A 14,008-nucleotide genomic window follows, 5' to 3' on the forward strand; every position below is an offset into this window, starting at 1 on the left:
GTGGTGGCGGCGGCCTTTGGGGCGGTGGTCTTCGGGGCGGTGGCTCTCGCTGCTGACCCGGCGGTGGTCCCGGCGGCGGCCGATCGGCGGGCGAAGGCGCGGGTGGCGCTCGCGCACAGGGAGTAGAGGACGGCGACCAGGGCGATGGCGCCGAGCAGTCCGAGCGTGGCCGTGGCGGTGCGGCCGAGGGAGGAGGTCTGGAGGGTGGTGATCCAGGACGGGGAGTCCGAGTAGCCGTCGTAGGCGGTGGAGCCGAGCATGACGCACACGGTGGCGACGAGCCCCGGGACGGGCGGGGTCGCGTCGAGGCCGTGGAAGGGGTTGCGGAGTACGAGGCGTCCGTCGCGGCGGCGGCCGATGAGGGAGAGCCGGGCGAACAGGGTCGAGTACGCCTCGAAGGCGTCGCCCTGCGTGAACCAGCGCGCACCGAAGTACGCGGCGGCGGCGAGGTGGACGGCCGCGTAGGCCAGGAGGAAGACGAGCAGGGCGGTACGGGAGGCCGGGTCCGGGGAGGCCAGTTCGAGCCAGGTGTACGCGAAGAGGTGGACCGCGGCGGGCCACATGCCGAGCCACGCCGGGAGCGGGCGGCCTGCCGCCGGGTCGCGCCGCAGTGCGCGGCAGCCTGCGGCGTGCAGGGTGCGCAGTGGGTTGAGGAGACGCCAGACGGGGCCGAAGAGGAGGGATGCGGGGACGAGTCCGACCCAGAACAGGACGTGGACGGCGCCGGGTGCCGGGTTGCGTTCGGGGTCGTCAGGGCCGAAGAGGAGATGGGCGAGGACGAACAGGGCTGCGGCGAGGCCGAGTACGCGCAGTACGCGGCGGGTCGAACGCGCGTCGGCCAGGCGCTGCACCGGGCGGGGCAGCGCGAGTCCGGAGCGGTCGCCGCGGAAACGGGAGGTGGACCAGAGGAGACCCAGCGCGAGGAAGGAGATCAACAGGGCGGCGAAGGCACCGGCGTACGCATAGAAGGGGGAGAGGGGCAGGTCGTGCTGGGAGCCGATGCCGTGGGCGAGCGAGGTCAGGGCTGAGGGGCGCGGGGCCGGGGTGTCCGTCGGGGCGATGGCGTGCAGGGCCTGCGCCCCGGCCTCGGGGACGGGCAGCGCGTGCAGGTCGCGCACGCCGGGCAGGTCCCGCACCGTAGGCAGGTCCCGCAGGGAGTGCAGGGTGTTCAAGGTGTTCAGCGTGCTCAGGGTCAACACCTTTCACCGCACCACGAGTTGCATGAGGAGGAGGCCCGAGCCGTGGGTCTCGACCTCGAAGAGGCCGGTGCGGTCCAGTGTGAGTGTCAGCGTGCCCGCGCGGCCCGCAGGCAGGTCGGCCTCCTTGTCGTAGCCGTGGACATGGAGGGTGTCGGCGCGGTCGCTCGTCACCGACAGGCGAATGCGCTGGCCCTTCTTCAACTCGATGCGTCCGGGCGGGGGTTCGACGCTCTTGCCGTCGACGGTGATCGTCACGGTGCGGTCGGCGCTGCCCTCGTCCGGCGCGTCCGAGCCGCCGTCGTCATGGCCGTGCCCGCTCCCCCGCCCCGCCTGGGACAGCTCGGCCGTCGACTCGACCGGCTTTCCGTCGACCGCCCAGACGGTGTGGTCGTCCGCGTACAGGCGGGCGGTGAGCGTGTGGGCGCCCTTGGGGACGGCGGATGCGGGCAGGTGGTACCACTCGCCGTACACCCGGGCGATCTTGCGGTCGTCCAGATACAGATGGGCGTGGCCACGGCCCGGCAGCGCTCCCCCGCCCACACTGTCGGGCGTGAACCGGAAGGCGTGGACGGAGAGCCGGACGTTCCAGCCGTCCACGGAGTCCGGGCGCACCGCCAGTTCCACGGACGGCGCGTCCGCGGCGTCGACCTGCCGGTAGCGATGCCCTGACTCGTCCTCGCGGTCGAGCAGCCGGCCGGTCGAACCGCTCGCCTCCTCATGGCTGGTGCCGGGCTTGTGGTGCGTGGTGGGGCGGTCGCTGCAGCCCGCCATAACGCCGACGAGCAGCAGCGCCACGGCGACGGCCCCCGCACCTCGGCGGACACTCCGCGCCCCGACACCCCTCACACCGGCACCCCTCACACCGGCACCTCCGCCTCGGCCACCGTCGGCGGCGGCTGCTCCTCGTCCGCCTCCGCCACGGCAGGGGCCTCCCCCGCACGCGAAGCCGCCACGACCACGGCCCAGATCACCCACACCACACCGAGCAGCCCACGGATCCAGGCCGGGCCCAGCGGGATCCAGGGCAGCATCACCACCGCCTTGTCGAAGGCGTCGAGCAGGGTGAGCACGCCGAGGGCGACCGTCACCCAGCCGAACCAGGGCCGCTCCCCGCGCAGCACCACACCGGCTCCGACCCACCAGGCACCGGTCAACAGCAGTGCCACAGCGGGCAGATACCCGGCCTGCAGGCCCTTCGTGGCACCGGCCACGTCCAAGGCGAGCCCGACAAGACCCGCCGCACAGGCCACCGTCGCCCACCGATGGGTGCGCAGCCTGCGCCACCACAGCACGCCCCCGACGAGCGTCAGTACGGCCGCGATCCCCAACGCGACCTGGACCTCGATCCGTTCGATCCCCGTCGCCCCGTACCAGTCGCAGCCCGCGGGAAGCCGTGCGGCCCGTGCGTCGTAGTCGGCGCACACCAGCAGGGCCGCCAGCTTGGTCGGTTCGCCCGCGAGCCGGTCCGCACCGCCGGACACGTCCCCGCGCGAGGACCCGCACTCCGGCAGCGCCCGGGGCGTGGACGCGCCCGCCGAGCCCTGCCAGCAGTTGCCCTCGCCCTGCCCGTCCCACCACACGTCGGTGGCGTTGGGCCGCGCCTCGCCCTGCTTGTCGACGCCGAGCTTGTTGCCCGCGTACCGGTTGTGGTGCGAGGTGTCCGCCTGCTTCGACCAGGCCGACTCCCCGCGGATGAAGGCGGGCACGGCGCTCAGGAAGAAGGCGGCGCGGTCATGCCCGTACACCCAGTTGTTCTCGTAGAGGTTCCAGTTGCCGCCGGCGGTGATGATGCCGGTGCCGGGCGGCATGGAGATCTGCGGGCAGACCACGCCGTCCTCGTAGCCGCGGTCCACGGGAGCCTTCGCGCAGGTGCCGTCGGCGATGTACTTGTAGTAGTCCGCGTTGTTGTCGTGGATGTCGTTGCGCTCGAACCGGGCGTGGTTCTGCGGCAGTCCGGGGTGCCCGGGGAAGGCGGAGTCCATGGAGGCGCCGCCCATGTTGTGGTCGAACTCGTTGTCGTGCACATAGACCGAGTCGCCCGCGGTGCCGCTGTAGCCGACCATGTTGTGGTGGCTGCGGCAGCCGGTGATCTCGATGGAGTAGCGCGGGACGTCGTAGCCGCGCTCGTTGTTGATGTCGGAGGCGCTGCCCGGGTAGATGCCGGAGTCGCCGTTGCCGTACGACTCGCAGTTCTTGTAGAGCCCGTGGTCGCTGGCGAAGGTGAGGAAGCCGTACTCGTCGTTCCAGCGGGTCAGCACGTCGTCGATGACGAAGCCGTCGCCGGCCAGGACGTACAGCGAGTTGAAGGTGGTGCGCTGGGCGGTGAAGTTCCGGAAGTAGATCCCGTCGCTCTCGTCCGCGCGGATCGCGTTCAGCTTCCCGTACTTGGCGTCGATCACCACGTCGAGCCGTGAGGCGCCGGTGCCCTCGATCTGCAGGTCCTTCTTGCCGAGGATCGCGACGAGGTTCTGGTTGTGCGGGCACTGCTTCTGCTGCGCGAACGACAGGATCTGGTAACCCAGCGCGGAGTCCTTGGCCTTGAGCTTGGTGCACGCGCCCGTGGGCTTGGGCTGCGAGGGCTCCTCCTCGTACAGGCCGGGCAGGATCGCGATGTTCATGCCGGGCTCGTCGACGGCGTCCACCGCCTCCTGCAGATGCCGGAAGCCGCTCTCCTGGCACTTCTCGAAGAGGTCGAGGTTCTCCTTGCGCAGCTCGGCAGGGAAGCCGGAGATCCGGCGCTCGAAGTCCGCCCGGTCCTTCTTGCAGACCAGCAGGTCAGGGGGCCCGTCGCGATAGGTGGGCACGCTGCCCGAACCGTCCGGGAACGTCACCGGCCGCTCCTCGTGCGCCTGGGCGACGGGGGCTATGAGGAGGGTCGCGCACAGCGCGGCAAGGACGGCTAGGAGCCTTCGGGTCCATGGCATGCGCGTGAGAGTAGAGGATTGTTCATCTTTTCGGAGCCCCTCCGGAGGTAACTTTCTGCGGCACTCCTCGCGGGGCCCCGTTGACGCACCCTCATCGGAATCCTACGGTGGACCATAGGATTCCTTAACGCACCGGGAGCGCCACCATGAACGGCATCGAGCAGGCGAGGAAGACGGCCCAGGAGCTCACGTATCTCACCGGCTTCGGAAATGAGCACAGCTCCGAGGCGGTGCCGGGTGCGCTGCCCGTCGGCCGCAACTCACCGCAGCGCGCACCGCTCGGTCTGTACGCGGAGCAGCTCAGCGGCAGCGCGTTCACCGAGCCGAGGGCGCACAACCGCCGCTCGTGGCTGTACCGCATCCACCCTTCGGCCGCACACCCCGCCTTCACGCGCACCGACAACGGCGCGATCCGCACGGCGCCCTTCACCGAGACGACGCCCGACCCCAACCGGCTGCGCTGGAACCCGCTGCCGGACCCGGCGCCCGGCACCGACTTCGTCGCCGGCCTGTGGACGCTCGGCGGCAACGGTGACGCCACCCAGCGCACGGGCATGGCGGTACACCTCTACCACGCCAACTCCCCCATGCAGCGGCGGGTGTTCAGCAGCGCCGACGGCGAGCTCCTGATCGTCCCCGAACAGGGAGGCCTCCTCATCCGCACCGAGTTCGGGCTGCTGCACGCCGAGCCCGGCCATGTGGCGCTGATCCCGCGCGGGGTCCGCTTCCGCGTGGAGCCTCTCGCCGATGCCGTACGCGGATACGTCTGCGAGAACTACGGCGCCCCGTTCCAGCTCCCCGACCTCGGCCCGATCGGCGCCAACGGCCTTGCCAACGCCCGTGACTTCCAGGCGCCGACGGCCGCGTACGAGGATGTCGAAGGCCCCGTCGAGGTGATCAACAAGTACTGCGGCAACCTCTGGACGGCCGCCTACGACCACTCGCCGCTCGATGTGGTCGCCTGGCACGGCAACCACGTGCCGTACGTCTACGACCTGCGCCGCTTCAACGTCATCGGCACCATTTCCTACGATCACCCCGACCCGTCGATCTTCACGGTGCTCACCTCACCCACCGACACCCCCGGACTCGCCGGCGTCGACTTCGTGGTCTTCGCGCCGCGCTGGCTGGTGGGCGAGGACACCTTCAGGCCGCCGTACTTCCACCGCAATGTCATGAGCGAGTACATGGGCCTGATCGAGGGCGCGTACGACGCGAAGGCCGAGGGCTTCGTCCCCGGCGGCGGTTCGCTGCACAACATGATGTCCGCGCACGGGCCCGACCGCGAGACCTTCGAGAAGGCCTCGGCGGCGGAGCTGAAACCGCAGAAGATCGACGACGGGCTCGCGTTCATGTTCGAGACGCGCTGGCCGGTGACGCTCACCGGGCAGGCGCAAGGCGCCGACCACCTGCAGACGTCCTACGACGATGTGTGGCAGGGTCTCGAACGGCACTTCAGGCCGTAAGAGCCCTACGTCTCCTTGTCGGCATTGACGCAGCCGCGACCGGATCGGAGTAGCCAGTGACCGCTTTCGCCCCGGACTCGATCGTCCTGAACCGCAAGCTGCCGCTCTGGTATCAGGTTTCGCAGTCCCTGCGGGCCTCGATACTGGGCCGCTCCCCGGAGGCGCCGCTGCGCCTGCCGACCGAGGAGCAGCTCGCGCTGCACTACGGCGTGAGCGTGCTGACCATGCGGCAGGCGCTCAAGGAGCTCGAGGACGAAGGACTGATCAGCCGGCACCGGCGGCGCGGCACGTTCATCGAGCCGAGCGCGACGCGCAGTGCGCCCGTGCGGCTGCTCGGTTCGGTGGACGCGATCGTGGCCCAGCAGTCGGGGATGACCACCCGGCTGCTCGACCACGGCAAGGCACCCGTGGACAGCGAACTCGCCGAGTTCTTCCCGGAGTTCAGCGAGGTCGCCACGTATCACCGGCTGCGCAGCGACGAGGCGACGGGTGAACCGACCAATCACGCCCGCAACTTCGTCCGCCCCGATCTCGCCGAGCGGATCGATCCGGACGATCTGCTGCGCTGGCCGATGACCAAGGTGCTGCGCGACGGCGTGGGCGTCCAGATCAGCCGGATCACCGACACGGTCGAGGCCCGCCTCGCCGACCCGGAGACGGCCCGTCTCCTCGAAGTCCCGCTGCTCAGCCCGATCCTGCACTACACAGGGGTCACCTTCGACGAGGAGGGCTGCGCGTTGGATGTGGCGCGGATCCTGTACCGGGGCGACCGGTTCTCGTTCACCGTGACCTTGGACGCCCACTAGGGCCTGCCCTGTGGATCAGGCCTCAGGAGGCCGGGCCCCGGCGGAACGCCCCTGAGTACGATGCTGACCGTGACGCAAGAAGAAGCGCCGCTGCTCAAAGACCTCATGCCGTGGTCCGTCGCGCCTCTGCGCATCGGCCGCGGCTGGCCGTTGGCGCCCGAGACGTCGTCCCTGAAGGCGCGCTGGGAGGCGTTCGTACGGGCCGAAGGCGCCGCGCGCGAGGCGCTGTTCAAGCCGAGCCGGTCGCGCACCCTGCGCACCACCGTCGCCCAGCTCCCCGGCCACCCCGCGGGCACCGGACCACTCGCCTCCGCGTCCGGCCCGTGTCCGGAGCCGGTGCAGGTGCTGCACGGACCGTTCGACGAGCAGTGGCTGATCGCCGACCACCGGCTCATCGACGTGGCGCGGCCCGAGGTGTGGCGTGTGGCCGGCCCCGAGCAGCTGTTCCTCGTCGAGCAGGGGTACGTCCCCGACAGCAGCGGTCCCGCACTGCTCGCCACTGCCCTGATACCGGACGGCCGTTCACCGGCCGGGCGCCCGGGGCGCATCCTGCCCCTCTACCGAAGGCCCGGCGGCGACGAGCCCAATCTCGCCCCCGGACTCGGCGCGTTCCTGGAGGGGCAGTACGGCCGCGAGATCCTCCCCGAGCACCTGCTGACCTGGGCCCTGGCCACCGGCCGCAACGGCTCCGACGGCGTCCGTGTCCCGCTCCCCGCGGACCCGGACATCTGGGCCCATGGCGTCGAGCTCGGCCACCGCATCCTCTGGCTCCATCTGCGCACCGGTGAGCGCCCCAAACTGCCGGGCGGCCGCCGCCCCTACGTCCGCGCCGCACTCCCGCCCCGTCCCGCCGAGCTCCTCTACGACCGCGACGAGGAGGCCCTGCACATCGGCGACGGCCGGATCTCCCCCGTACCGGCGGAGGCCTGGGATTTCCACGTCAGCGGTGTCCGGGTGCTCGAGCTGTGGTTCGCGCGCCGCACGCAGACCGCCGAGCCCGGGGAGCTCGAGGCGATCGGGCCGCGCATCTGGCCGCAGGAGCGCACCTCGGAGCTGCTCGAACTGATCACGGTCCTGGCTCTGCTCGCCGAACTACGGCCCCGGCAGGACGAGTTGACGGCCACGACCGAGGCGGACCCGCTCGGCGCGAGGGCGCTGCGCAACGCCGGAGTGCTGCCCGTCCCCGAGACGTCCCGCCGCCCGGCCTCCGTACTCGACCACCATGAGGAGGGCCCGGGCGGTCAGTTCGCCCTGCTCTGAGCGGCCACGGGCCCGTGGGGCAGAGTGGGGACATGACGACGTACGAGACGATGCCGTACCACCTGGAGACCGAGCGGCTGCTGCTTCGACCATGGCACGCGTCGGACGCCGCCGAACTCCGCGACCTGGTCGCCGAGCGCGGCAAGGGGAAGCTCACGGTGGAGTCCGTCCGTGACGACATCGCGGAGATGCTCACGGCCACGGAGACGAACGGGATCGCCCTGCTGCCCATCCAGCGGCGCAAGGAGGGCGACTTCATCGGCTACTGCGGACTGATCATCGGCCGCTCCACCCTGGAGGAGCCCGAGATCGCCTACGAGTTGTTCCAGCGCGCGCACGGCAACGGCTACGCCACCGAGGCGGCCCGCGCGGTACTCGACGCCGCGGCCGCGACCGGGCGGAAGCGGCTCTGGTCCACCATCGGCACGTGGAACACTCCCTCGCTCCGCGTCATCGAGAAAATCGGATTCGAGCGGGATCGTGTGGTCACGGAGGAAAAGGCCGGTGAAATCGCCTGGTTCACCCGCTCGTTGCCATAGCGCCGGGGAACTACGGCCCGTCCCGGTGCAGCCGCCCCCGCGCCACCAGTTCGAGCGCCACCGCGACCGCCACCGCCTGTACGGCGAGCAGCGCGACCAGGACGAACAGTTGTACCGCCCCCGCCTGCACCGGTGACGCGCCCCCGAGCAGCATCCCGACGAACGCGCCGGGCAGGGTGACCAGGCCGACGGTGCGGGTCTGGTCGAGGCCGGGCAGCAGGGCGTCGGAGGCGGCGGGGCGGGCGATCTCGAGGCGGGCGTCGGCGTCGAGCATGCCCAGGGCCATCGCGGCCTCCACCTCGCCGCGGCGCGTGTGGAGTTCGTCCAGGGCCCGGCGGCCGCCGAGCACCGTGGCGGTGAGCGCGCCGCCGATGAGGATGCCTGTGATGGGGATCAGCGCGATGCCCTTGAGCGGGACGAGTCCGGTGAGCAGCAGGGCCACGACGACCGGCACGACACCGGCCGCGATCGGGGCGGCCGCCCACCACCACGTGGAGTTGTCGGTGATACGGCGCCCTGCGGTGCGTACCGCCACCGAGAACATCAGCAGCACGAAGGCGAGCAGCAGCGGCACCGACCGCACCACCCAGCCGATGAGCAGCGAGACGACGGCCAGTTGGACCGTCGCCCGCACCCCGGCCACGGCGATCTCCCGTGCCCGGCCGCCGCTGTCGTCCGGGGAGAGCCGCGCGTACGCGGCGACCGCGACGGCCACCACGAGCAGGACGGCGAGCACGACGCCGAGCGTGGCGTTGACGGGCAGGAGTACGGAGGCGGCGGACTCGGACACGAGGGCCACCCTAGGCGGCCGAGGGCCGGCACGGACGGGGCGGGGCACACCGCGCGCCCCGCCCCCGACGCGCTACTTCTGCGGCGCCGGCTCCGGGCCGAGCGACGCGAACTTCTCCTGCGAGACCACCCGCTTCGGCGGCCAGGTGATGTTCGACGGCGGCCACTTCTGGCCGGTGCGCTTGAGGAACCAGGACGGCGGCTCGTACATCGGCGGCTCATAGCCGTCCGGCAGCGCCGTCTTCCAGTCGACGCCCTTGGTGCGTTCGGCGAACTCGTCCTTGACCGCCTTCAGACGCTCCGGCTGCGTGACCAGATCGACCGCGGTGGCCGCCAGATACTTGGCCGCGGCGACGACCGCCGCCTGCCCGGGCGCCGCGGCCGCACAGGACGCCGTGGACCAGGTGTGCATCTTCGTGCCGATCGGGGCGAGGGCCGCGCCCATCGACACGGTCGGCACGTTCCAGCTGATGTCCGCGACGTCGGTGGAGCCGCCGCCCATGAACACCGGGTTGGGCGGGGTGAGTTGGGCGATCTCGGCATGCATGCCCTTCGCGGGCAGCCCGAGCGACTCCTGCAGCTCCTTGGCCAGCTGGTGCGCGTCCGCGCCGAACTTCGGCGGGCCGACCTGGCGCATGTTCTCGTGCAGCAGTTCCGCGAACGCCTTGTTGGGCAGCTGGTTCCAGCAGGCCGAGGTGATCTTGTGCTGGACCTTGGTCTGCGAAGCCTTCGCGGCCGCCTCGGCCACCGCGATCACCTTGTCGAGCAGCACTTGGACGCGCGCGGGGCTGCCTTCGCGTACGTAGTAGGAGATCTCGGCGATCTCCGGGGTGACGTTGGGGATGTCGCCGCCGTTGTTGATCACCCAGTGCAGCCGGCCGCCGGGCGCGAGGTTCTCCTCGCGCAGGAACTCGGACATCGTTGCCATCATCACGGCCGCGTCGAGCGCGGACTTGTTGCCGAGCGGGGTGCCGCCGTGGCCCGCGACACCGAGGAAGGTGAAGGTGACCGCGGTCATCGCCGTGGTCGTGCCCCAGCCGGTGGCGTTGGCGGTCGAGGGGTGCCAGTCGAGGAAGGCGTCGAGGCCCTCGTACACGCCCTTGCTGACCGCGTACGTCTTGCCGATCAGCGTCTCCTCGGCGGTCGAGCCGAAGAACTTCACCGTGACCGGCACCTTCCGCTCCCGCGCGGCCCGGGCGACCGCGGCCGCGGCGGCTGCGGCCGCCGTGCCGAGCGCGCTGTGCCCGCAGCCGTGGCCGGGGCCGTAGCTGGGCGCGAACGGGTCGTGGATGTACTCCAGGGGATCGTGGTGGCCGACGCCCTTCTTCTGGGACAGGCCGGGCAGCGCGTCGTACTCGCCGCTGAAGCCGAGCACCGGACCGCCCTTGCCCTGCCGGAAGGTCGCGGTGAACGCCGTGGGGAAGCCCGCGGTGCCGAACTCGATCTCGAATCCGGCGCGTTCGAGGAACTCGGCCTGCGCGAGCGAGGACTTCCATTCGCGCAGCGACAGCTCGGCGTTCTCCCAGATCTCGGAGTTGAGGCCGGTGACGCGGGAGGCGTTGGCGTCGATCCAGTCGAGCGCCGCCTGCTTGGCGGGGCTGTCCTCGGCCAGGCCTTCGGGCGCGGTGTACGCGGCGGCTTCGGCCGGGCCGCTGTCGGCCGCGGCCATCGCGGGGTCCGCCTCGGCGGTCATGACGGCGGAAGTGACGCCCGCGGCGCCGAGCAGCTGCATGATCCTTCTGCGGCTGAGGACGGGCTGTCCGGTTCCGGCCAGGGTCTCGTGCTCATGCTGGTCGTGCAGGTCACACACGCGTACCTCCGGGGGACGAGGATGGGTGTAACAGGCAAGTGATCAGCTAGGACCATGGACCCGAAAGGTTGCCTCGTCAACATCCGTGGATGACAAAGGTGTTACGCGGGGTTCAGGATCACTCTCATGTTCACCGCACCCCCGCCCCTCGCCGAGGCCTCGCCGCTCCCCCTGGAGGGCCTCACGGTCGTCGCCGTCGAGCAGGCCGTCGCCGCTCCCTTCGCCACCCGCCAGCTGGCCGACCTGGGGGCCCGTGTCATCAAGGTCGAGCGCCCTGACGGCGGCGATTTCGCCCGCGGTTACGACACCGCCGCACACGGTCTCGCCTCACACTTCGTGTGGGCCAACCGCGGCAAGGAGTCCCTCGCGGTGAACCTCAAGGATCCGCGCGGTCTGGACGTCGTACGCCAACTCGTCGCCGGGGCCGATGTGTTCGTGCAGAACCTCGCGCAGGGCGCGGCGGCCCGGCTCGGCCTCGACGCGGCGACGCTCTGCGCCGGGGACCCCCGCCTGATCGCGGTGGACATCTCGGGTTACGGCGCCGGCGGCCCGTACGCGGACAAGCGCGCGTACGACATGCTCGTGCAGTGCGAGGCCGGTCTCGTCTCGGTCACCGGCACCCCTGGGCAGCCCGTCAAGTCGGGGATTCCGGCGGCCGACATCGCGGCCGGCATGTACGCGTTCTCGGGTGTCCTTGCCGCCCTCGTACGCCGAGGCACCACGGGGCGTGGCGGTCCGGTCGAGATCTCGATGCTGGAGGCGCTCGCGGAGTGGATGGGGCATCCGCTGCATCACACGATGCACGGCGGCACGCCCCCGGCGCGCACGGGCCTCGCGCACGCCGTCATCGCTCCGTACGACGCCTATCCGACGGCGGACGGCGCCCGCGTGCTGCTCTCGGTGCAGAACGACCGGGAGTGGCGGCGCCTTGCCGAACAGGTCCTGCACCAGCCGGAGTTGGGCACCGATCCCGCGTACGCGACGAACGCCGAGCGGACCGCGCGCCGCGGCGCGACGGACGCACTGGTGGGCGAGGCGCTGGGGAAACTGACCGCGGACGAGGCGATCGCGCGGCTCGAGGCGGCCGGTATCGCCTGCGCGCGGCTGCGCGATCTGCACGAGGTCGCCGAGCACCCGCAGCTGGCGGCACGTGAGCGCTGGCGTGAGATGGGGTCCCCGGTGGGGCCGCTGCGGACCCTGCTGCCGCCCATCACGCTGCCGGGGACGGAACCCGCGCTGGGGAGTGTGCCCGCGCTCGGGGAGCACACCGAGGCGCTGCTGCGTGCCGTGGGGAAGTCGGACGCCGAGATCGCAGCGCTGCGCCGGGAGGGTGTGATCGCCTGAGCGCGGGCCGGTGCACGGACCTGGGCCCGTGCCGAGTCCACGGACCTGGGACCCGTGCCGAGTTCGCGGACCTCAGGTCCGCGCCGAAAGGTGGACTACTGCCCGCGCGGACGCGGGCAGTGGGCATCCCCCGCTCCAAGAGCCCGGGGACCGATCGCGCCGGACGCCCGCCGGCTCAGTGGCCGCCGAAGAGCGAGCGGGTCAGCCTGCGCAGCGGCGCGAACAGCGAGACGCGGCGCACCCTGGCACCCCTGCTCGATCGCTCGCGCGGCACCTCACGCGAGGTGAGCTCGCGCATCAGCGACGTCGCCTCGGCCACGTCACGCTGCGGGACGGCGGGACCGCCCAGCACGGCGAGATGGCGGTCGAGGCGCGAGCTGGTCGCGCTGCTCCCACACGTGATGGCAGGGACTCGCGCCCTGCTGCGCACTGTTATCTGTTCCATGTCACTCCCCACCCATACGAGGGCACCCGGCCCGGGCAGGTTAACCCTATCGCCCCCTCATGACACTCGTGTATCCCGGTCGCATGATTCACCTGCACGATAAGGAGGTTGACGATTACTCCCCGAATACGTCTGATTTCAGGGCGAGTTGGACGAGCGGCCTGCCGGTCGGCGCGAGGGATCCGCCGTCGGGTTCGGTGGTGACCGCTAGCGCGCCGGCACGGCCTCGGAAGTCCCATGCGACCAGGGGTTCGTCGCCGTCGAGCAGGCCCAGTGACCGGGGGTTTCCCGCTCCCGTCAACCACAGTTGGTGATCTTTGCCACGTGGTGGTGCGTCGAGCCCGCTGACGGTCACCACCGCCCGGCCGAGTCCCGGTGAGGAGACCACCGCGACCGCGCTGCCGTCCGGAAATCGTTCACCCGTCGTACGGGCATCCGGCGCCGCAAGTACCTGTGCGATCGCACGGGCCTGCGCCTGTTCGCGGTCGAGGCGATCCTGTGTGCGAGTGAGCTGGACCCCGAGCAGGGCGGCGGCGATCAGGGCGAGCGTCGCGGCCGCGGCGGCGACGGGCGCCGGGCGCAGGGTGAACCGCGGTGCGGGCCGCTGCGGAGAACGTTCCTGTTCCAAGGTGCGTACGGCGGTCAGGACCCGGTCCCGCATCCCTTCCGGCGCCGTGCCCGAGGCGGCCCGGGCGAGCCGGAGCGTGTCCGTCCGCAGGGCGCGCACCTGCTCCTGGCAGGGGGCGCAGCGGGCCAGATGGCGCTCGAACCGGCGCAGTTCGCGCCCGTCGAGCGCGTCCAGCGCGTAGGGACCGGCCAGCGAGTGCGGCCCGGTGAACAGGTTCATGCGAGGCCTCCGCCCAGGCACTCCCGCAGCCGCATCAGCCCGTCCCGCATACGGGTCTTCACCGTGCCCAGCGGCACGGACAGACGATGGGCGACCTCGCGGTACGTATAGCCGTCGTAGTAGGCGAGCGTCACCGACTGGCGCTGCAGTGCGGTCAGCCGGTCGAGGCAGCGGCGTACCCACTCGCGTTCGAGACCGGCCTCGACCTCTTCGGCGACGTGGTCGAACGCGGGGGTCTGCGCACGGCGGGCGACCCGCTCCTCGCGGTCGCTCGCGGCCCGTGCGGCACGGACCCGGTCGACGGCGCGGCGATGGGCGAGGGTGAGGATCCAGGCGAGCGCACTGCCCCGCTCGGGATCGAACCGCCCGGCGCCGCGCCACAGTTCGAGCAGCACCTCCTGAGCCACCTCCTCCGACTGCGCCGGGTCCCGCAGCACCCGCCGCACGAGGCCGTAGACCTGGCCCGACACCAGGCCGTACAGGTCCTCGAAAGCCCCCTGGTCGCCCTGCGCCACCCTCGGCAGCAACTCGTCCGCCCCCATGCGGTCCCTGCCTCGCGTGCTCGTCACCATGCGCTCC

Annotated in this window: 13 protein-coding genes; 5 read left to right on the forward strand and 8 right to left on the reverse strand. The window is 71.5% G+C overall.

The features are described from left to right. The 3 genes from G6045_RS22840 to G6045_RS22850 form a co-directional block, all read right to left on the reverse strand. Positions 1-1,022: hypothetical protein (locus tag G6045_RS22840; protein WP_235968191.1), on the reverse strand; the 1,022-nt coding region annotated here is incomplete at its 3' end. A 180-nt stretch (positions 1,023-1,202) separates the two neighbouring features. Then, positions 1,203-1,970, reverse strand: coding sequence for a cupredoxin domain-containing protein (locus G6045_RS22845; protein WP_235968192.1), 768 nt, complete (start codon positions 1,968-1,970; stop codon positions 1,203-1,205). A gap of 86 nt (positions 1,971-2,056) precedes the next feature. Then, entirely contained in the window at positions 2,057-4,123 is a 2,067-nt protein-coding gene (locus tag G6045_RS22850; RefSeq protein WP_165333920.1) for a right-handed parallel beta-helix repeat-containing protein, read from the reverse strand. A 146-nt stretch (positions 4,124-4,269) separates the two neighbouring features. On the opposite strand from G6045_RS22850, the gene hmgA reads away from it, so the two are divergent. The 4 genes from hmgA to G6045_RS22870 are packed head-to-tail and all read left to right on the forward strand — an operon-like array spanning position 4,270 to position 8,194. Then, the gene (gene hmgA, locus G6045_RS22855) at positions 4,270-5,589 is read left to right on the forward strand and encodes a homogentisate 1,2-dioxygenase (protein WP_165333921.1); all 1,320 of its coding nucleotides are present in this window, start codon (positions 4,270-4,272) and stop codon (positions 5,587-5,589) included. 56 nt (positions 5,590-5,645) lie between these two features. Continuing rightward, entirely contained in the window at positions 5,646-6,395 is a 750-nt protein-coding gene (locus tag G6045_RS22860) for a GntR family transcriptional regulator (RefSeq protein WP_165333922.1), read from the forward strand. A gap of 60 nt (positions 6,396-6,455) precedes the next feature. Continuing rightward, positions 6,456-7,655, forward strand: coding sequence for a type ISP restriction/modification enzyme (locus G6045_RS22865; RefSeq protein ID WP_206344066.1), 1,200 nt, complete (start codon positions 6,456-6,458; stop codon positions 7,653-7,655). A gap of 32 nt (positions 7,656-7,687) precedes the next feature. After that, positions 7,688-8,194, forward strand: a complete 507-nt coding sequence (locus G6045_RS22870; RefSeq protein ID WP_165333924.1) for a GNAT family N-acetyltransferase — start codon at positions 7,688-7,690, stop codon at positions 8,192-8,194. Positions 8,195-8,204: 10 nt separating this feature from the next. Here the strand turns inward: G6045_RS22870 and G6045_RS22875 are convergent, their stop codons facing one another. Together G6045_RS22875 and G6045_RS22880 are read right to left on the reverse strand one after the other, a co-directional pair. Next, a complete protein-coding gene (locus G6045_RS22875; RefSeq protein ID WP_165333925.1) occupies positions 8,205-8,984 on the reverse strand; it encodes an ABC transporter permease in 780 nt (259 codons plus the stop codon). 72 nt (positions 8,985-9,056) lie between these two features. After that, positions 9,057-10,793 (reverse strand): amidohydrolase, encoded by a 1,737-nt coding sequence (locus G6045_RS22880; RefSeq protein WP_328707869.1) that lies wholly within the window; start codon positions 10,791-10,793, stop codon positions 9,057-9,059. Positions 10,794-10,919: 126 nt separating this feature from the next. Between G6045_RS22880 and G6045_RS22885 the strand changes: the two genes are divergently transcribed. Continuing rightward, positions 10,920-12,137 (forward strand): CaiB/BaiF CoA transferase family protein, encoded by a 1,218-nt coding sequence (locus G6045_RS22885; protein WP_165333926.1) that lies wholly within the window; start codon positions 10,920-10,922, stop codon positions 12,135-12,137. 175 nt (positions 12,138-12,312) lie between these two features. Here G6045_RS22885 and G6045_RS22890 read toward each other — a convergent pair whose 3' ends face one another. The 3 genes from G6045_RS22890 to G6045_RS22900 all read right to left on the reverse strand — a co-directional run bounded on the left by G6045_RS22890 (position 12,313) and on the right by G6045_RS22900 (position 13,998). After that, the gene (locus G6045_RS22890) at positions 12,313-12,582 is read right to left on the reverse strand and encodes a hypothetical protein (protein ID WP_165333927.1); all 270 of its coding nucleotides are present in this window, start codon (positions 12,580-12,582) and stop codon (positions 12,313-12,315) included. 115 nt (positions 12,583-12,697) lie between these two features. Then, positions 12,698-13,429 carry an anti-sigma factor gene (locus G6045_RS22895; RefSeq protein WP_165333928.1) on the reverse strand — a complete coding sequence of 244 codons (732 nt, stop codon included), beginning with the start codon at positions 13,427-13,429 and terminating at the stop codon, positions 12,698-12,700. Next, on the reverse strand, positions 13,426-13,998 hold the full coding sequence (locus tag G6045_RS22900; RefSeq protein WP_328707870.1) for a sigma-70 family RNA polymerase sigma factor: 573 nt from the start codon (positions 13,996-13,998) through the stop codon (positions 13,426-13,428). The genes G6045_RS22895 and G6045_RS22900 overlap by 4 nt, the downstream gene beginning before the upstream one ends. Positions 13,999-14,008: the final 10 nt, after the last annotated feature.

Source organism: Streptomyces mesophilus (assembly GCF_011044995.1).
Lineage (GTDB): Bacteria > Actinomycetota > Actinomycetes > Streptomycetales > Streptomycetaceae > Streptomyces > Streptomyces mesophilus.

Bases quoted from the DNA above. Each gene is read 5' to 3' on its own strand.
- G6045_RS22845 (WP_235968192.1), bottom strand. From the start codon at position 1,970: ATGGCGGGCTGCAGCGACCGCCCCACCACGCACCACAAGCCCGGCACC.
- G6045_RS22850 (WP_165333920.1), bottom strand. From the start codon at position 4,123: ATGCCATGGACCCGAAGGCTCCTAGCCGTCCTTGCCGCGCTGTGCGCG.
- G6045_RS22895 (WP_165333928.1), bottom strand. From the start codon at position 13,429: ATGAACCTGTTCACCGGGCCGCACTCGCTGGCCGGTCCCTACGCGCTG.
- G6045_RS22890 (WP_165333927.1), bottom strand. From the start codon at position 12,582: ATGGAACAGATAACAGTGCGCAGCAGGGCGCGAGTCCCTGCCATCACG.
- G6045_RS22870 (WP_165333924.1), top strand. From the start codon at position 7,688: ATGACGACGTACGAGACGATGCCGTACCACCTGGAGACCGAGCGGCTG.
- G6045_RS22865 (WP_206344066.1), top strand. From the start codon at position 6,456: ATGCTGACCGTGACGCAAGAAGAAGCGCCGCTGCTCAAAGACCTCATG.
- hmgA (WP_165333921.1), top strand. From the start codon at position 4,270: ATGAACGGCATCGAGCAGGCGAGGAAGACGGCCCAGGAGCTCACGTAT.
- G6045_RS22885 (WP_165333926.1), top strand. From the start codon at position 10,920: ATGTTCACCGCACCCCCGCCCCTCGCCGAGGCCTCGCCGCTCCCCCTG.